Annotated in this window: 22 protein-coding genes, 1 tRNA gene and 1 pseudogene; 19 read left to right on the plus strand and 5 right to left on the minus strand. The window is 33.6% G+C overall.

The genetic code is table 11. The annotated features are described in order from the left end of the window. Both MKY37_RS00005 and MKY37_RS00010 read left to right on the plus strand, forming a co-directional pair. Positions 1–742, plus strand: a 742-nt coding sequence (locus MKY37_RS00005; protein WP_340772432.1) for an undecaprenyl-diphosphate phosphatase, incomplete at its 5' end; no start/stop codon positions are given. A 245-nt stretch (positions 743–987) separates the two neighbouring features. Then, positions 988–1395: a DUF6843 domain-containing protein gene (locus MKY37_RS00010; protein ID WP_340772434.1), complete on the plus strand. Its 408-nt coding sequence runs from the start codon at positions 988–990 to the stop codon at positions 1393–1395. A gap of 247 nt (positions 1396–1642) precedes the next feature. Here the strand turns inward: MKY37_RS00010 and MKY37_RS00015 are convergent, their stop codons facing one another. The 3 genes from MKY37_RS00015 to MKY37_RS00025 form a co-directional block, all read right to left on the minus strand. Then, positions 1643–2299, minus strand: coding sequence for a CatB-related O-acetyltransferase (locus tag MKY37_RS00015; protein ID WP_340772435.1), 657 nt, complete (start codon positions 2297–2299; stop codon positions 1643–1645). A gap of 364 nt (positions 2300–2663) precedes the next feature. Next, positions 2664–3077, minus strand: a complete 414-nt coding sequence (locus tag MKY37_RS00020; RefSeq protein ID WP_340772437.1) for a MarR family winged helix-turn-helix transcriptional regulator — start codon at positions 3075–3077, stop codon at positions 2664–2666. 47 nt (positions 3078–3124) lie between these two features. Further along, positions 3125–4171, minus strand: coding sequence for an NADH:flavin oxidoreductase/NADH oxidase (locus tag MKY37_RS00025; RefSeq protein WP_340772439.1), 1047 nt, complete (start codon positions 4169–4171; stop codon positions 3125–3127). Between the two features lie 662 nt (positions 4172–4833). Between MKY37_RS00025 and MKY37_RS00030 the strand changes: the two genes are divergently transcribed. From MKY37_RS00030 to MKY37_RS00095, 14 genes and pseudogenes are all read left to right on the plus strand, one after another. After that, on the plus strand, positions 4834–5757 hold the full coding sequence (locus MKY37_RS00030; RefSeq protein WP_340772441.1) for an alpha/beta hydrolase: 924 nt from the start codon (positions 4834–4836) through the stop codon (positions 5755–5757). A gap of 482 nt (positions 5758–6239) precedes the next feature. Further along, a complete protein-coding gene (locus MKY37_RS00035) occupies positions 6240–7028 on the plus strand; it encodes a lipid II flippase Amj family protein (protein ID WP_340779794.1) in 789 nt (262 codons plus the stop codon). Positions 7029–7192: 164 nt separating this feature from the next. After that, entirely contained in the window at positions 7193–7642 is a 450-nt protein-coding gene (locus tag MKY37_RS00040) for a GNAT family N-acetyltransferase (protein ID WP_340772443.1), read from the plus strand. A gap of 246 nt (positions 7643–7888) precedes the next feature. Beyond that, positions 7889–8083: a hypothetical protein gene (locus MKY37_RS00045; protein ID WP_340772445.1), complete on the plus strand. Its 195-nt coding sequence runs from the start codon at positions 7889–7891 to the stop codon at positions 8081–8083. Positions 8084–8098: 15 nt separating this feature from the next. Then, a pseudogene (locus MKY37_RS00050) lies at positions 8099–8575 on the plus strand (HAD family hydrolase); the annotation flags it as partial. Positions 8576–8826: 251 nt separating this feature from the next. Continuing rightward, entirely contained in the window at positions 8827–9099 is a 273-nt protein-coding gene (locus MKY37_RS00055; RefSeq protein ID WP_340772447.1) for a hypothetical protein, read from the plus strand. A 182-nt stretch (positions 9100–9281) separates the two neighbouring features. Next, the gene (locus tag MKY37_RS00060; RefSeq protein WP_340772450.1) at positions 9282–9761 is read left to right on the plus strand and encodes a hypothetical protein; all 480 of its coding nucleotides are present in this window, start codon (positions 9282–9284) and stop codon (positions 9759–9761) included. 229 nt (positions 9762–9990) lie between these two features. After that, a complete protein-coding gene (locus tag MKY37_RS00065; protein ID WP_340772452.1) occupies positions 9991–10437 on the plus strand; it encodes an RND transporter in 447 nt (148 codons plus the stop codon). 147 nt (positions 10438–10584) lie between these two features. Then, positions 10585–10833, plus strand: a complete 249-nt coding sequence (locus MKY37_RS00070) for a hypothetical protein (protein ID WP_340772454.1) — start codon at positions 10585–10587, stop codon at positions 10831–10833. Positions 10834–11223: 390 nt separating this feature from the next. After that, a complete protein-coding gene (locus tag MKY37_RS00075; RefSeq protein WP_340772456.1) occupies positions 11224–11601 on the plus strand; it encodes a peptidylprolyl isomerase in 378 nt (125 codons plus the stop codon). A gap of 340 nt (positions 11602–11941) precedes the next feature. Then, on the plus strand, positions 11942–12283 hold the full coding sequence (locus tag MKY37_RS00080) for a hypothetical protein (protein ID WP_340772458.1): 342 nt from the start codon (positions 11942–11944) through the stop codon (positions 12281–12283). Positions 12284–12301: 18 nt separating this feature from the next. Next, positions 12302–12967, plus strand: coding sequence for a Type 1 glutamine amidotransferase-like domain-containing protein (locus MKY37_RS00085; protein WP_340772460.1), 666 nt, complete (start codon positions 12302–12304; stop codon positions 12965–12967). Positions 12968–13193: 226 nt separating this feature from the next. Beyond that, the gene (locus tag MKY37_RS00090) at positions 13194–13424 is read left to right on the plus strand and encodes an ATP-dependent Lon protease (RefSeq protein WP_340772462.1); all 231 of its coding nucleotides are present in this window, start codon (positions 13194–13196) and stop codon (positions 13422–13424) included. 266 nt (positions 13425–13690) lie between these two features. Next, positions 13691–14095 carry a DUF4181 domain-containing protein gene (locus MKY37_RS00095; RefSeq protein ID WP_340772463.1) on the plus strand — a complete coding sequence of 135 codons (405 nt, stop codon included), beginning with the start codon at positions 13691–13693 and terminating at the stop codon, positions 14093–14095. A gap of 479 nt (positions 14096–14574) precedes the next feature. Here the strand turns inward: MKY37_RS00095 and MKY37_RS00100 are convergent, their stop codons facing one another. Both MKY37_RS00100 and MKY37_RS00105 read right to left on the minus strand, forming a co-directional pair. Beyond that, entirely contained in the window at positions 14575–14952 is a 378-nt protein-coding gene (locus tag MKY37_RS00100) for an rRNA methyltransferase (protein ID WP_340779797.1), read from the minus strand. Between the two features lie 89 nt (positions 14953–15041). After that, entirely contained in the window at positions 15042–15584 is a 543-nt protein-coding gene (locus tag MKY37_RS00105) for a helix-turn-helix domain-containing protein (RefSeq protein ID WP_340772464.1), read from the minus strand. Positions 15585–15707: 123 nt separating this feature from the next. On the opposite strand from MKY37_RS00105, the gene MKY37_RS00110 reads away from it, so the two are divergent. The 3 genes from MKY37_RS00110 (at position 15708) to MKY37_RS00120 (ending at position 17723) form a co-directional block, all read left to right on the plus strand. Then, complete coding sequence (locus MKY37_RS00110; protein WP_340772465.1) at positions 15708–17135, plus strand: SulP family inorganic anion transporter; 1428 nt, start codon at positions 15708–15710, stop codon at positions 17133–17135. 12 nt (positions 17136–17147) lie between these two features. Beyond that, positions 17148–17567, plus strand: a complete 420-nt coding sequence (locus MKY37_RS00115) for a universal stress protein (protein ID WP_340772467.1) — start codon at positions 17148–17150, stop codon at positions 17565–17567. An 84-nt stretch (positions 17568–17651) separates the two neighbouring features. Further along, a tRNA-Asn gene (locus tag MKY37_RS00120) sits at positions 17652–17723 on the plus strand. The last annotated feature ends 55 nt before the right edge of the window (positions 17724–17778 follow it).

The following is a 17778-nucleotide window of genomic DNA, read 5'->3' on the forward strand; positions in this document are numbered from 1 at the left end:
TCCAGTGTCATCTAGCGGTCACGTAATGATTGCTAGTGAGATTTTGGGGCTAGGTGAACAAGGATTTACGTTTGCCATATTAACAAATACAGCCTCACTATTTGCAATACTTTATATTTATAGAAAAGATATCACAAGACTTGCAGTAAATTCACAACTTTATTTGAAAACGAAAAATCTTCGTTATAAGAGTGATTTTCGTTTTGTTTTCTTTGTCGTTATTGGCACTATTCCAGCAGCTGTCCTTGGAATAGTGTTAAGTGACTATATAGCAGAAAATGTTAGTATGACAACGATTGCCGTGATGCTCTTCGTAACCGGGATTGCCTTGTGGTTAATTCGCAATCTAAAAGGTAAAAAAGACGAGCGTGATATTACAATAAAAGATGCTTTCATTGTGGGATTAGGGCAGGCTGTCGCGTTAACGCCAGGGATTAGTCGTTCAGGTGCAACGATTATTTCAGCTATCGCTGTTGGAATGAAACAAGATACGGCACTTCGATTTTCATTTATGTTATATATTCCCGTGAGTCTTGGAGGAGTTATACTAGGGTTCTCTGATTTTCTGAATGAACCGAATAAAGGAGACTTAGCTATTCCGTATTTAGCTGCATTTATTGCAACACTTTTAATGACCTATTTTGCGATGAAGTGGTTTATGGGAATTATGAAAAATGGGAAGCTAGTTTATTTTACATACTATTGTTTCATCGCAGGAGCATTACTTCTAATTTTCTTCTAACGGATCTATCGAAATAATGGTAATCATTTAAAAGCGAATGGGTCCCATACTTTAATATACTATCACAGTTCCAATTACGAATAACGAAGCACATTTTGAGAAGTTATACTTAAATTAACAGGTGCTTTACTTCAAAAAGGGGTAAAGCCTTTTTCTTATTGAACTATATCGGCAGGTTAGTTGAACAAGAAAAATTCTAAAAGTAACGATATAGAGTGTCAGTAGTCGGTGATTGGGGTAGTGATATGGGGAAGAAAAAATGGTTATTACTTAGTATAGTTCTGACAGTAATCTTAATATGGTGGATAAGTAAAACAAGCCATGAAACAACAGTTGTTTATCATTTACCAGAAGGTTTTAAAGGATGTTTTAATCTATATTTTAACCAACCTAAAGAGAAAGAACTAGAAATCATAGATGATTCCTTGCTATTAACAGTACCTGAAAACGGGAATATTCTAACTTCATCACCATCAAAGTTTATTACAGATTTAGGGTGGCACAAAAGTAAAGCCTTTTATATAGACAAAGATGGAAAACCAGTCAGTGAAATAAATATGATGGAATTTAATAGCGGACTCACTGGGAACGGCAATCCGTTGTCCGAAAGGATGAAGGGAACGTTCGACCCAAATCAAGAACATTGTTATTAACGTTGCTTCTTCTTCAACTAACTGGTGCTTTACTTCAAGCAGAAGTAAAGCTTTTTTTCTTATTGAACAAAACCGGCAGTTTAGTTGAGGAGGAAAATTGGAGTTTTTATGTCGCATTTGACACAATCTGCACAGTAATTAGTTTTCACTTTAAAAAATAGTCCCTTCTTAATTAGCTATTAAGAAGGGACTATGACTTATTAAACTTATTCGTTTTTAAATAAAGAGACAATATAAAAATGAAAGATTATGGTTTAATTTCCCTTTTATAAAAGTCATATAATTGGTTAATAGAAGAACTGGACATGATATGACTAGCTCGATCAATTTTTTCACGTTCCCAATCGAACCAACGCATTTCCTGCAACTTTTCGATTTCTTTGTCTGTAAAGCGTTTCTTTATCTCTTTAGCAGGGTTGCCACCTACTATCGTATATGGTGGGACATCTTTTGCAACGACTGATCCAGCCGCAACAATGGCACCTTCACCAATGGTCACGCCAGGCATAATCATCGCATTCATGCCAATCCATGCATCATTTTCGATGATTGTATTCCCTTTTGGTTCGTAAGAAGATTCAATTTGTTCCACAAACGGATACACGGTAATCCATTCAGGATGATGATTGTTATTTCCGCCCATTAAAATAATTACACCACTTGCAATGCATACGTAATTTCCAATAATCAACTTATCTAAATGCCAACCATAGTCTTCGATGGGGTTAAATAACTTTCTTGATTTTTCATCTCCCCATAGGTATCTAACGCACCCATCTTCAAAATTTTGATTATCGTAATAACCAGAATAGTAGGAGTACTCCCCTACTTCAATCATAGGGTTGGTGACAATATCTTTTAAATACTTAATTTCAGACCAGTGCTTAAATCGTTGTTGTTTCATTTTTTTCCCTCGCTTCTAAGTAGTATAAATCATTTTTTACTTAGAAGCTTAATGCCGTAGCAACATTCTTAAACCGTTTCAAACGACGAACCATCGTCCTCATCCTTTTCCTGTTTGATGGGGAGATTATAACAAATGCATCATCTGTTCGTCAATTCTTACAGCACAGTTCAACCATAATGTGCAATAAATGAGAAGGTGAATATTCAACTAACGGGTGCTTTACTTCAAGAAGGAGTGAAGCACTTTTCTTATTGAACTAACAGGGCAGTTTAGTTGAACAAGGAGAAAATCAATATTAAAAAAGACATATCAAGAGACTCCTTATAGGGGAAACTCTGATAATGCCTTTCGACAATTAAAGTTATTCTGCGAATAATTTTATATTTTTTATATCTTTAGTAGAAAGCGATTGTTCTAAAACGATATTCACTTCCTTCATGATGTCAACAATATGCTGCGCTCCACTAGGAGTCAGTACTGCATAAACACTACGTTTATCTTCTGCAAGACTAGCTCGTTCTACTGCATGAAAATGGTGTTGCTCAAGTCTTGAAACTAAACGAGAAAGTGCGCTTTGACTAAGTCCTACCATATTCTGAAGCTCTGATAAACGTAACTGCTTTTCTTCTGTTTCATTTAGAAATATTAATAAATAAAATTCATTTAATCCAAGTTGATATTTTTGTTGGAGTAAATGATCAAGAGCGCGTGTAATTCGATTATGGAATTTGGAAAAGTTCATCCATGTATGGATTAATTGTTCAGAATTATTCATTGCCATCGCCTTTCAAAAAATGCTAAGCCTAGTGTATCATATCATCGTTATCGAATGCCTCGAGCATATTGAATTGGCGGGGTAACTTCGCGTGTAATCTCTTTGATCGCGTGTAAACTCCAATACGGATCATTCAATATCCCCCTTGCAACGGCGATTAAATCGGCGTCCCCATTAGATAAAGTAGCCTCTGCTACTTGTGGATCACTTAACATACCTACTGCAATCACTGGCAGTTTAAATTTTTCTTTGAAGGCTCTAGCAAAAGGTACTTGATAGCCAGGATAATTGCCTGGTTTTAAAGAACCTGGAATGCCTTCGCCACCAGTTGATACATGGAATATATCGACACCAGCTGTTTTAAATTGCTCAGCTATTTGTAAGGAATGGTCTAATCCGTAACCACCATCAATATATTCAATAGCAGAAATTCGCATGATTAAAGGCATATCTTCTGGCATGACAGATTTGACTGCATGAATTACTTCTACACCAAATTTCGCGAGATCTTGACCATATTCATCTGTACGATTATTAATACTTGGAGACATAAATTGATGTAATAAGTAACCATGCGCGCCATGAAGCTCTATTGTATCAAAGCCTGCAGCTACTGCTCTTCTAGTAGCTGTTTTAAATTGCTTGATGATTTCCTGAATTTCATCAATTGTTAAAGCATGTGATTGCTTCAATGAACCATTTTTCGTTTCTTCAGGAAGTGCCTTACCTGCAATGTTAGAAGGTCCAACTGGCTGAACTGCATCCTCAGCTTTTCTTCCTGCGTGAGCAATTTGGATGCCAATTTTGGCACCATATTTATGAACTTCAGATACAATACGCTGATATGCTGGTATTTGGATATCATCCCACAAACCTAGATCTTGATTCGTTATTCTTCCCTCAGGTGTTACACTTGTCATTTCCATAATGATTAATCCAGTGCCACCAACAGCTCTTGATACATAGTGAACGAAGTGCCAATCGTTCGGTATACCATCTTCTTTCTCTACTGAGTATTGACACATTGGTGCCATGATAGTTCGGTTTTTAAGTGTTAAGCCTTTCACTTCGAATGGTGTTCCGATTGTTTTCATAAATAACTAACCCCCTATAAATAAAATGCATGCACATGCATGTATTTATAATAATGTAATTACTAGTCAATTGCAAAATAAAAGAAATGAAACCTTTCTCTAAATAAACAGTAGGAGCAGTATAGTATTTTATAACTAATTGATACTCACTTTAACATTCGGTGAAGGTTAGTTGAACAGTGATGTTTAACTTGTGTTCAACAATCGGGCCAGATTGTTGAGTAACTTATTTGAGGATATATAATTAGCTGTAGGTTATTGACGTGGATTTAGTCTACACCTCGAATATCGGGCAGTCTTTATCCAAATTATTAATAGGAATGTAACTATGGTTGTATTACGTCGAGGTTAAACAAAAGATGATGTAGTTAACATAGTAAAGACTTTTTCTTATTGAACTAATGAATCAGTTTAGTTGAAGAAGGAGTACTTTGAAATAGTATAGAATAAGTTAATATATGTAAATTAACAATTGGATCGGTGTTATAAAGGGTGTTGTGAATAACAACTTGAAAAGAAGATTAAAATTCTAAGTTCTATTCAGAACAAGCTTTCAAACTTGATAAAAACTTCTGAAGAAGAGAAAAATACCTATTTACGTTATTTCATAAACTAAACAGAATGATCAATAAAAAAAGAGGTTTATGAAAGGGGATATAAAAATGAGTTTACAAATTTACAGCAAAAAACGTTCTTTACAAAGTTATCTTTTTGAAAAATATTTAACTTTGCGTAATACAAAAAAGGGGTTTTCCACTATTGAAAACACCTCACAGTTCGTAAAACAAAGGGGGACCGAAAATATTAAGCCCTACGCTATAGGGAATGCTAAATTTTCCAGCGATATTAAGGAGCAAGTAATTGAGGACATGAAGGTTTTCACATTAAATGACCAAAATTCTTTGAAACAAAAAGTAATTCTCTATATTCATGGAGGTGCTTGGACTAATCAACCACTAATTTTTCACTGGAGGTTCATGGATAAAATGGCTCAGTCATTAAATGCAAAAATTATTGCTCCTATTTATCCTAAAGTACCTAATTTTAGTTATCAGCACACCTACCCAAAACTCTTAAACCTATATAATGAAATTCTTGGAACCGTTGAAAGTCCTAATCAATTGACCATAATGGGGGATTCGGCAGGTGGAAATATATCACTTGGTTTGGCACATCTTTTAAAAACGAATAACATACCACAACCAAAAGATATCATTTTGCTATCTGCCTGTGTTGATATGGGGCTTGATAATCCACTTATACCTGAATATGAAAAAAAGGACCCAATGTTGGCTGTTGGAGGAATGGAAGTGATTACAAGGATTTGGGCAGCTGATAAGAACATAGATGACCCATTAATTAGTCCTATCTACGGTAACTTTAAAGGACTTGGGAAAATCACTCACTTTATTGGAACACACGAAGGTTTATATCCAGATGCTATAAAACTTGAAGAAAAACTAACAGAGCAAGGAATTGAGAACAATACTTTTGTTTATCCAAAAATGAATCATGTGTTTGTTGTAATGCCAATCCCTGAAGCTAAAGATGCTCAACAAAAAATTATTGAGATCATTAATAACTAAGTACGGTATTTCAACTGTAAATTAAGAATGCTTGAACTAAATTTTAGGCAGCATCTTTGTTTTTAATTTCGCTAATATTAATAAGGGTAGACACGTAGAGGCTTTCTAAATTTTTCATTTCAGATAGGGCGATACATTATCATTATTTTGACTAGTAATATTCATAGATATTACTTTTAATAAGTCATTCCCTGTAATGTCTTCAGATGGAATGCCAATTTGCTGAGAAATTTCATTGAGAAGTGGAGCTGGAATCTTGGTATATAGGGAAGGACCATTGGGAAACCTCTAAAATTGGAGGTGCAGGTTAGTTAAAAAAGGTTCTAGTGCTGAATTATATAAAACACTTAGGAAACAATATCTAATTCTATTTCGTTTATATAAAGTAAATGAGAGATAGGGACAAAAAGTCGGGAAACTATTTCAAACAAATATAAGTGGAGCAGGTAATGTCTTTGGAATTTTTCACAACGCAATTAGTAATGATTGCATTATTTATCTTAATAATTCATTCAATTGAGACCTTAGCTTATTCAGTACGTTTATCGGGGGCAAGAGTGAAGCTATTAGCATCGGCACTTTCCCTATTTAATGTGATGGTAATGGTTTCAAGGCTAGCAAATATGATGCAACAACCTTTTACGGGAAGCTTGATTGATAATGCACCAAAAGAAAATGCTCTAGAATATGTCGAAAGTCAGTATCGAATTCTAATTGGTTCTGCAACATTAGGCACAATATTAGGTTTACTTTTGTTACCAACATTTATTGCTGTTTTTTCGAGAGCAATCATTCATTTAGCAGAAGAACGAGGTTCGATTCCAGCGTTATTGAAAAAAGGATTTACATTTTCATATTTAAGACGTGTAAAAAAGCATATTCATCTCCCTAGATATACATATTTAAAAGATATGAGTTGGCAAGATATACCTATCAAATTATTTTGCATTAATATATTAATTACAGCAATTTATACTATAGGAGTTTTATCTGCACTATATGCAGCTTTGCTTGCACCTGAACGAGCAACAACTGCTGTTATGGCATCCGGTTTAATAAATGGTATCGCTACAATCTTACTAATTGTATTTATTGACCCAAAAATTTCAATCTTAGCAGATGATGTAATTAACAAAAAAGGGAACTATGTCACATTAAAAAATGCTTCTATTATGATGGTTACATCAAGATTGTTAGGAACACTTTTAGCTCAGGTCTTATTCATTCCAGGTGCAAAGTATATTGCTTGGTTTACGCAGTTCCTTATGTAGTTTGATTTCGTCTGAAATCATAGTAATAGAACATAGGGCTGCTTAGACAGTTCTTTTTTCTTCTTCAGCAAACACAGCAGTTTAGTTGAAGAAGGATTATCCCCTAAGATTATCGAATTGATTTATGAGAAGGGGTGTAGAATATGAAATGATTTATAGAAAATATGAATGAAGAAATAGCAAAAGATACACTTGGCTGGGAATATGAAAAACCCTACGATTTTTACAATAATGAAATAACAGATGAAGAAATGAAGGAAAGACTCGATGGTTCATACTATGTACTTGTTAATGATCAGAAAGAATTATTTGGATTTTTTTGTACTGGAGAGAATGCTCAAGTTCCTTTTGGGAAAAACATTGGTGTTTATTCAGATGAATCGATTGATATGGGATTAGGCATGAACCCTAAAATTGTGGGCAAAGGTAATGGTTTTGAATTTTGTTCTTTTATTCTTCGTTATATTGAAGAAAACTATATAGATAGCCCAATTCGATTAACTGTGGCAAAGTTCAATCAAAGAGCTATTCATCTATATGAAAAGCTTGGTTTTATTAAGAAAGACGAATTTAGCACGGATTTTGCAGAGTTTATGACGATGATTAAAAAGTAAAACTAATGAGGACTTTACTTCAAGAAGGGGAAATACATTGAAGAAAGCAATAACAATTGGTTTAATTTTTATCACTATTTTACTTTCAGGATGTAATACAAACAAATGTTCATCGACCTCCTTCGCCAGCTATACTAATCCATACCTGTTTTGAAACAATTTTCACCCTCTGTGGTGTAGCTTTTTTTGCTACATGGTAACTAACAAAATATAAAACAAAGTATCCCATTACGAAGGAGGTTTAAAATGAAACAAATAATTAATGAAGTGAAAGTAATTTTTTTTGATGCTGGTGGTGTTCTTTTTGAAACCTTTGTAAAAGGAGATGACAGAGTCAGGAATCTCTTGAAGGAAAGAGGTTATCCAATGCAGAAGATTGATTTCGCTATCATGAAAGCAAAGCAAAATGAATTACCTTTTATAACAAATTGGAATGAATAGGAACAATATTTTAAGCGTTATTATGGGACTATTGCAGAAGAACTTGGAGATATAAAACTAACAAATGAGTTACTTTTCTTTGCTCATTACGCTAGTCATTGTGAGTTGTTTCCAGAGGTAATAACTGTTCTGGAGGAATTAAGTAAAGATTATCGGTTGGCTGTTATTTCAAATGCTATGCCAAGTATGGATTGGATATTTGATAGATTAGGAATTCGTAAATATTTCGATTCTATTATTCTATCTTCCATTGTAAATGAAGAAAAACCTGGTGAAGCCATTTTTAATATCGCACTTCATCATACACAAGCTAAAAAAGAAGAAAGTATATTTATTGATGATAAAATTGAAAATATTGAAGGAGCCGAAACAGTTGGGATAAGAGGTCTCCACTTAGATAGGGATAATATGGATTTGTTAGAATTACTAAGAGAACATCGGCTTTTTTCAAATATCCATATAAATTTCAAGAATAAAATCTCAACAATTTAATCTTATTATTAGCATTATGGAATCGTTACCTTATGAGACATATGGTGAGTTTAATGTATTTGCTGTTGATGCAATTGATGATCCAAACCTTATCCAACGATTATCATAGGTTAGTCATGTTAGGGATTGCGAAGAAAATGAAAGTAGGAATGAAAGAAAAAGTGAGCATGTGAAAAGGTATCGATATAAATGAGACCCAACCTTGTATCTTAAGTTATAAAAAATAGAAGTACTTGTTATAGGGAATTGTAATGAGAAAGGATATTCAAATGAATTTAAAGCATTTTCTTTCTGCTGCTTCGGTAGCGTTTGCAGTTATACTGTTTAGAATAATTGATGAATATCTAATCGACATTCCTACCTTAATAGGCGCATTAATGGCAGCTCTCTTTGCAGCTGTAGTTATCAAAGTTATTCAATCTTTATCAACATTAGATAGAGAACTAAAGAAACCTACTTATTTGACTTTATGGATAATGGCATTTTTCTGTATATTGGGCTCTTTTTATTTCTTTGAATTGTAATCATAGAACTCGGTATGCAGTAATTCTGTACTAAAGGGTGCTTTACTTCAAGAGGGAGTAAAGCTTTTTTTATTGAACTAAAGCGGTAGGTAGGTGAAAAAATAGAATTATGTTATGAAAGGGTGTTTCTAATAAAAACTAAGTTATTCATGCTTTTTAGTTGCCTAATATTCGTCACTTTGATGTTTGGATGTTCAAAAACAGAAGAATCAAAGGAAAGTAATTGGGAGGATTTATTGAGTAGTAATCCTAAATTGGAGACTAACCAAGAGGAAATTCCTGAAGATATCTTAAGAAAAATAAAAATACCAAAATATTCAACGATTCCTTTCGAATTGAATCAGGTACAAATAACGCCTTTACAGACTAGTGTGAGCGTGAAAGGACCCTTGTTAATCGATATTATTTTTAAAGGTAAGAAAGATATTTTACATGTAACCAACCTTTTTGTTAAAGAAAATCCTACCTTAGCAACTCAAGAAACAGTGGAGTTAAACAATGGAATAGAAGCCCATTGGGATGGTCAAGGAGATGGTAAAATTCTTTCGTGGCATGATAGTAAAGAGAATCTGGTTATCGATTTAATGATACCTTCTCTAATGGGTGAGGGAAATGACTATACTATTAAGGACTTTTTAAAAATGGCAAATTCTATTGAATGAGGCTGTTTTAGGAAATGTAAAAATAGACCTAATAATGATAATTCTTCTTCCACTATCGAGTGCCTTGGTTTAATAAGCAGATAAGCAATTTTTGTTAATTCGAATGGAAAATTAACTTATAATTGGAACTTCTTTTCGTTTCGAACGTATGAAAGTATAGATGCAGGTTACTTGAAGAAGGGGTTTAAAACAAGAATATGGAAATGCAATTAGGAGATTAATTTTTTTATTGGGGGGGGTTAGTAAAATAAAAAGTAAAAATTATTTAAAAACGATAAATTGGGCAACTTTTACAATAATTGTATTGTTGGGTGTTGTTACAGCAGCAATTACGTTATATGACTTAAATAATACAACACACACTACTTTTGGTGATGAAGGACAGTCTCGTGCGGAATTCCGTTGGGGCTTTTTACACACAATCATTTCAGTTGTTATACTTTTAATTTCTTCTTTTTTAGCTTTGGGTTGGAAACGATTATTTCCTTTTAACGTACCTATTGCAATAATATTAGCTGGTTTTTGTTATGTACTATTTTTCCTTACATTCACGATAGGATGGGTCGGTTTTCTAGGTATATTTGGTTTCTTGATTGCATTTCTAATTGGGGTAATCTTAATAGTATCTTACTCAGTTTTCAAGTTCCTTGAAAGTCGCAAGACCAATAAAATATAACTATTTAGAAGTGCACGAAAACAATTATATTATCTAATTGGTTCATAGTTAAAGATCATGGGTTGTTTTTTTCTAGGAGCAAGAATTGTCGAGGACCTAGAAGGTGTCGAGTATTTGAAAATACAACACAAAGTGAGGTTAAATCCTATGAAGAAAAAATGGCTTATAAATGTTTTTGCTTTAATAATTTTTTTAGGAGTTATAATATACTTTAATTATCAAAACTATCGGTTAGGTGAGAGAGAAGATAGAGAGGAACTACTAGTTGCTGTCATGTTTGATATAACTGAAATTGAGTCAATTTCTAAAGAAGATGTCAAAGAAATAAAGGTATTTCGTCAAGATGCGGGAGTTTATCCGTTTTACTTTAATACTTTGGTAAGGTTAAACAATTGAAAAGAATTAAGTTATGAATGGGCTAATAAAGAAAAAAGTAGTTTAACAGTTTCACGTTATGGAAAAGTAGAGGAATAAGAAGTGGAAATAAACACAATGAGTATTCTAAAGATGCTATTTATTAGATTGGATAATTAATAGTAATAGTAGTTTTCTTATTTACTTTTTTGCACTCGCAGTCTTATGGATACGTGAATGGATATATAAGTTACTAATAAAGAGGGAAGTATCTAACTGAACTAAAGCAACAGCTTAGTTCAACAATGAGTATGTAAAGAATAGCTCAAAATACGAGGAAACGGAATCGTATTTAAAAATACTAGGGAAGGGCTTTTAATACATTTGTTGAATAATAACTTATGACCACAAATAAGACGGGAGAAAATTAAATTGAAAAAACTAATTTGTTTAATGCTATTTTTAACATTGATATTAGCAGCTTGTAATTCAACAGAATCGAGTATTAGTGAAATTCAAGGTGTCCCTAATAAGGTACAAGTAGGGGTTAACTCCGATTACACACTGCAACTAATTAATGAGGGTGAAAATACTGCGTATATTCTTTTTCAATCTAAAGGAATAGTTACAGCCGAACTTGAAGTGAAAGATAACATATTAAACATTAAGTTAGATAAAGCAAAACAGGAAAATAATGAGCTAAATCAGTACGTATTTAAACTGACTCGTGGTGAGGAGGAATATGACACAATTAATGTTCTAGTTAATGGACAACCTATGCCTTTTGATAACGCCACAGGTGTTAATTGAATAAAATATGCGTATATAGACAATTTATTAACATTAACACTTTAAATCTGTTTCTCTACTTCAACTGACGGGTGCTTCAAGAACATGAATTGCTAGAAGATATTACATATCCCAAACTAATCTTTGCCTTCAATGATTCACGATTCATGACAGCTGAAGAATTAGTTAATGTGGGCTGAACTAAGTTCTCGTCTCCTAAGCGTTGCTATGTGCAACGCTTTTTTATCTAAACTACTTATTAATAACGAGGAAATATCCTAACATATGGTAATATTAAAAATAGAATATATTTAGACAAATCAAGTATGGATACATATATTTAGAGGGAGAAGGGGTACGTTTGAAGAATAATCTATTGGCATTATCTGTTTGCTTTTTAGCGGTTAGTGTCTTAGTAAGCGGTGGCATCATCGCAAAGGAATTAAGCGAAAAAGAAGCTACACCACAATCAGTAATAGAAGTACCGAAAGAACCGAGTCAATTAATTAATCAAGAGGAATTAGCAGCGTATTTAGGTATTAGTGTGAAAGACTCTATATTATTAGGGCCAGCACCTGCTTGGAACGGTGTAACGGAAAGTCAAATACCTTTCATACAAATCGGAGGACTCAATTATTACTCTCGAATAGCAGTGGACGAATGGCTTAGAAGTTACGGTGGCATCATTTCAGTTGCGGAGTAATGTATAACGGGGGGACTTATGAAAATTCACTATTATTTAGGTTGGTTTAACAATTTATTTCCAGAGAATCTGGGCAGGGTGTTACTGGAGGATATAACTGATAGAAAATCGCTTGTTTTGATTAGCTCAAATCCAAATATTTATGAAGATGATGGTGCTACTGAACGCTCGTGGCTTGTCCAGGCTGGCATTACGTTTGATGAATATCATTTAATTAATTATCGCGTACAAAAGGAAGATGCCCAAACAATAATTCAAAATGCTTCAGTCATTTTCTTGTTGGGTGGGAATACTCTTAAACAAAATGGGTTTTTGATGGAATATGAATTATCGGATTCGATAAAAAAAAGCTGCGCCGTTGTGATGGGAGCAAGCGCTGGTGCAATCAATATGTCCGCTAAATGGTTATGCTCGAAAAACTTTGGATATGAAGTTGTAATGAGCTCTGTTTACAACGGAATCGGTCTTGACAATTTTTCCGTGCTATCTCATTTTGATCTTGAAAATAACATTGCTCTGGTTCAAAGCGAACTATCTCTCCTATCGGAAGAAATAGATATTTATGCGTCGAACAAAGATTGCGCTGTACGTGTAAAGGGGGACAAAATCGACGTTTTTGGCAATGTTTTTTTAATTTCCCACTCAAAGATTCAAAAATTGGATGAGACGCTCAAGTTGCAGTGAATGGCTATGGCTTAATTGAATTAATTTCTTTATGCAAAACCTCTATTTAAATTTTGTGAAGGAGAACTAGGTAAAATAGGATTGACCGGAAATCATAGATGTGCGGACCGTTCTACTGCAATTTGTGCGAGTGTTGATTTTTCTTCTTCAACTCACGGTTACTTTAGTGAAAGATTGTTGTTAGATAGCTTTTTATGTACAGTTAGGTAGATTAAGGGGGAGTGTTGTGAAGTTATTATTATCCATTCTATTAGCTGGTCTTTTAGGTATCTTGGTTATCTTCGGTAGTATTGGAATCTATATCTTATGTGCAATTATTGTCGGAGTCATTTTCAGGTCATTTACTTTAATTCGTGAGATCCATAAACAAGTAGTACCAGTCAATAGCATTGACCGGGGGAAAGAGGCGTACGAAAGATATATAAAAGAGAGAGACGAAAAAGAAACAGAAAATTGATGTATGTCGTTTTTCAACTAAAGGGTGCTTTACTTCAAGTAGGAGTGAAGCCTTTTTTATTATTGAACTAACACTGCAGTTTAGTTCAATGAGAATTGATTATATAAATTATCAGCCTTATCAAGTTACTTGATAAGGCAAATGTTCACTCTTTTTTAGATTCTTCACGTTCATTTTTACCCATATTATCTGCTTTAACAAGGGAGTTATTCGTAAGGTTAGTTGTTCAACTAACACCGCAGCTTATTTAAATAAGGGGGTATTGTATGATTTGGATAAAACTCGCATTTTTTTTATTGATTTTATATATTTTAAATACAACTGTTAAGTTACTTTTGGGAAAATTATTAAAAATAGAGAAAGAAAAAAAACCCTTTTTTTCTTACAATCACATAAACGAAATGCATAGAAAAATTGATTGGGCTATCAGAATTACTTCGATGATTGCATTTCTCGTTATCAATATCTTAATCATTATTGAAGATTATTCGATATACCTGATAATAATTGCATCGTTTTTCTACTTTGTATTAGATTACACTATAAGGGCATTTTTTGAATGGAAATATTCGCAGAACCAAAAACAATATATTCTAACTATTAGCGAAGCAGTTTTAAATTTAATTGCCATCATTATAATGTATAATTTCTTATTAGATTATTTGAATTGAGAATATCAATCTTGTTGCACTAACGGATGCTTAGGTATACGAAACCATTCGATGGTCTATTTTTCGTAATTTATGTAAGGGAGGAGAGCTAACCGGAAATTACAACAAAGAATACGGATATACAGGATGATCAATAATTATTTGAAAAATGGTTTTGCTGTTTCAAATAATTATTGAGAGTGGACAGTAAGTATTGTAATGAATAATTTTGATGATAAAAGATGAGAAAAAGAACGAAGTGATTATAAATTTTATCATAAAAAAAAACAGTATAAATAGAAGTGTATGGATGTTCTGTCTCAAAATCAATTCCTCGAACCAAGAAAAGTGTTGTATGGATGTTCTTGTCCATGTACACATGTACAAAAATTTCTCTAATATCTCAATATTATAAGTATACTTCTATAATGAAACGATACTTAGTATAATATATATTATGACCACATCCCTATTTTGTGATTAAGTTTTTGTACACTTCTTCACTCCTTTTCTATTCTATATCTCCAATTTGCATGTTTTACATTATTCTGATCTATGTACGGAATACTTGCTTCTATTACATCATTTAGATTTAACTTATTGCTTTTAGCTAGTAACCTTAAACTCTCCAGTAAGTCCTTATCACATGTAGTCCTAAATTCTACGCGATCTTTTGGTCTATTTTTCTTGTCATAGATTAATGTACTTTCATTTAAAATATTCTCAAATCCGTTTTCTAATAAATATCCAATATTCGAATTGGATTCTTTTGCCAGCGTTTTGAGCTTCTTTATTAAACTAGCACTTATCCGTGTTTTATACTCAGTTCTAGTTTCATCAACTGTTTGTATTAACTTTCCGTTTACTATTTTCCACATTCTTTTCACACCTTTATAATGATCTATGTTTTTACGCTATATCTGCTTATTTTACCACTCTAAAACATATCTTTAGCCGAAACCATGTGTCACTGCTTAAACTGGTCTAAATAGCGATATAGCGTTGATTTGCTTATACCTGTTTCGTCTTTAATTTGCTGAAGTGTATATTCTTTAGTTTCATACATATAAAATGCTCGATTTAAATTATCATCAGATTTTTTAGGACGTCCAATGACTTTCCCCTGCTTTTGGGCCTCACGTACACCAAAAATTGATTGATGACGTTTGATTTTTGTTTGAAGATCTGTCATTAACTCTAGAACTTCTATTAACTTCATCGATAAAATATCCGTACTTTTTATGTTTTCATCAATAAATGTTACTGTAACTTGATCTCTTTCAAATACACGTAATAAATCTTGAAAATGCGTTAGAGAATCCGCCAATACAACAAAATTTTGTACATATAGTTGATCACCATTCGAGAGCTTCATAACTAAAGCATCTAATTCGTGTCTTTTTTTCATATATGGATGATGCTCTGTGTAGGTTTCTATATTTGGTATATCTATTAGCTGAAACCTCGAGTCTTCATCATTTGTTAATGGTCTTTTGTATCCGTATTTCATTTTTCTCCCCCATATTCCCAAAACCATTCCTTTTTAGGAAAAGACATGTTATGATATTACAGATTGTCCTAAAACTAAGGTTTTTGGGACATCATTATTGACTATATCCGAAGGAGAACTTTTATGCAAACATTACAACAACAATGGTTTGGAAATATTAGAGGCGATATTTTATCAGGTATCGTTGTCGCTTTAGCACTAATTCCGGAAGCCATTGCTTTTTCTATTATCGCAGGTGTTGACCCAATGGTGGGTCTTTACGCATCATTTTGTATTGCTGTTATTATCGCCTTTGTAGGTGGTAGACCTGCAATGATTTCAGCGGCTACTGGGGCCATGGCGCTTGTTATGGTAAATTTAGTAGCCGATTATGGCTTAAACTATTTGCTAGCAGCAACTATATTAACTGGTGTTATACAGATTCTCTTGGGCGTCTTTAAAATTGCAAAGCTAATGCGCTTTATACCTAATTCTGTAATGATTGGCTTTGTAAATGCATTGGCTATTTTAATCTTTATGGCCCAAGTCCCTCATATTTTAGGGGAGGGAATCATTACGTATATTTTTGTCGCTGTTACTTTATTAATCGTGTATACAGTCCCCCGCTTTTTTAAAGCAATACCGGCTCCACTAATTGCCATTATCATTTTAACTGCAATTACTTTTACTTTTGGTATAGATTTAAAAACAATTGGTGATTTAGGTACCATTACGCAAAGTTTACCAAGCTTCTTTCTACCTGATGTACCGTTTAATTTAGAGACGCTTCAAATAATTTTACCTTATTCTCTTGCTCTAGCAGTCGTCGGTCTTTTAGAATCTTTACTAACCTCACAAATTGTGGATGATATGACCGATACTAAATCGGATAAAAACCGTGAAGCTCGCGGGCAAGGTATTGCCAATTTCATCACAGGATTTTTTGGAGGCATGGCTGGCTGTGCGATGATTGGACAATCCATGATTAATGTTAAATCTGGTGGGCGTGGCCGTCTGTCAACTTTAGTCGCGGGTGTGTTCTTAATATTTTTAATCATTGTCCTGGGGGATTTAGTTGTAGATATTCCGATGCCTGTGTTAGTAGGGATTATGGTCATGGTATCTATTGGAACATTCGATTGGGGCTCGTTTAAATACGCTGTGACGGCACCTAGGGCGGATGCTATTGTTATGATTGTTACCGTTGCAATTGTTGTGTATACAGATAATTTAGCGATTGGTGTTGTAGTTGGAGTTATTTTAAGTGCACTGTTCTTTGTTGCTTCTATTTCAAAGGTAAAAATAACTGAACGGGATGGGACATATATTATTGAAGGCCCACTCTTCTTTGCTTCTACTCAACATTTTATCCAAACAATCGAACAAGCTACTGCTGATCATATTACAATAGATTTATCTAGTAGCCATTTATGGGATGAATCCTCTGTTGGTGCTATCGTTAAAGTAGTAACTAAGCTAGAAGAACAAGGCAAAAAAATTACTGTAAAAGGTTTAAATCCTGCAAGTGAAACACTTTATCAAAAATTATTAGGTATATCTACTTCACATTAAGGAGGACATGCCATGTATCAACATATTCTTTTAGCAGCTGATGGCTCAGAAAACTCTGTTCGTGCTGCAAATGAAGCGATTAAATTAGCAAAATGCTCAGGCAACTCAATTTTAGAGTTAGTGATGGTTGTGGATATTGAGAAATCTAGACAAGATGTTCTTCATTCCAGATCCTCTGAATCCTTATTAATCGAACGACGACGGAAAGTTGCAAATGTTGAACAATTATTAATTGAAGAGCATTTAAATTATAAGATAACTATACTAAAAGGTGCACCAGGACCAGAAATTGTACGCTATGCAAATGAACAGAAAGTAGACATACTTGTAATCGGAAGCCGAGGATTGAATGCATTACAAGAAATGGTACTAGGAAGTGTTAGCCATAAAGTGATGAAACGTGTGCAATGTCCCGCATTAATAGTTAAATAATTTTTCGTTTTTATGTTTTTGGAAAATGCCATGTATACTTTAATGATAATTGGTTCATATTAACTTTTGTAAGACATCTTCTATTCCAGAGTAGCTCAGTGGTAGAGCAATCGGCTGTTAACCGGTTGGTCGTAGGTTCGAGTCCTACCTCCGGAGTAAATAACTAAAAAGAATGGATGGTCGTGAGATGTTTCACGATCATCCATTCTTT

It is taken from the genome of Psychrobacillus sp. FSL K6-2836 (genome assembly GCF_038003085.1).
GTDB lineage: Bacteria > Bacillota > Bacilli > Bacillales_A > Planococcaceae > Psychrobacillus.

Coding starts and splice junctions, on each gene's coding strand:
- MKY37_RS00030 (WP_340772441.1), top strand. CDS start 4,834: ATGAGTTTACAAATTTACAGCAAAAAACGTTCTTTACAAAGTTATCTT.
- MKY37_RS00085 (WP_340772460.1), top strand. CDS start 12,302: ATGAAAATTCACTATTATTTAGGTTGGTTTAACAATTTATTTCCAGAG.
- MKY37_RS00035 (WP_340779794.1), top strand. CDS start 6,240: ATGATTGCATTATTTATCTTAATAATTCATTCAATTGAGACCTTAGCT.
- MKY37_RS00105 (WP_340772464.1), bottom strand. CDS start 15,584: ATGAAATACGGATACAAAAGACCATTAACAAATGATGAAGACTCGAGG.
- MKY37_RS00060 (WP_340772450.1), top strand. CDS start 9,282: ATGTTTGGATGTTCAAAAACAGAAGAATCAAAGGAAAGTAATTGGGAG.
- MKY37_RS00040 (WP_340772443.1), top strand. CDS start 7,193: ATGAATGAAGAAATAGCAAAAGATACACTTGGCTGGGAATATGAAAAA.
- MKY37_RS00045 (WP_340772445.1), top strand. CDS start 7,889: ATGAAACAAATAATTAATGAAGTGAAAGTAATTTTTTTTGATGCTGGT.
- MKY37_RS00100 (WP_340779797.1), bottom strand. CDS start 14,952: ATGTGGAAAATAGTAAACGGAAAGTTAATACAAACAGTTGATGAAACT.
- MKY37_RS00115 (WP_340772467.1), top strand. CDS start 17,148: ATGTATCAACATATTCTTTTAGCAGCTGATGGCTCAGAAAACTCTGTT.
- MKY37_RS00020 (WP_340772437.1), bottom strand. CDS start 3,077: ATGAATAATTCTGAACAATTAATCCATACATGGATGAACTTTTCCAAA.
- MKY37_RS00010 (WP_340772434.1), top strand. CDS start 988: ATGGGGAAGAAAAAATGGTTATTACTTAGTATAGTTCTGACAGTAATC.
- MKY37_RS00095 (WP_340772463.1), top strand. CDS start 13,691: ATGATTTGGATAAAACTCGCATTTTTTTTATTGATTTTATATATTTTA.
- MKY37_RS00015 (WP_340772435.1), bottom strand. CDS start 2,299: ATGAAACAACAACGATTTAAGCACTGGTCTGAAATTAAGTATTTAAAA.
- MKY37_RS00025 (WP_340772439.1), bottom strand. CDS start 4,171: ATGAAAACAATCGGAACACCATTCGAAGTGAAAGGCTTAACACTTAAA.
- MKY37_RS00070 (WP_340772454.1), top strand. CDS start 10,585: ATGAAGAAAAAATGGCTTATAAATGTTTTTGCTTTAATAATTTTTTTA.
- MKY37_RS00055 (WP_340772447.1), top strand. CDS start 8,827: ATGAGAAAGGATATTCAAATGAATTTAAAGCATTTTCTTTCTGCTGCT.
- MKY37_RS00110 (WP_340772465.1), top strand. CDS start 15,708: ATGCAAACATTACAACAACAATGGTTTGGAAATATTAGAGGCGATATT.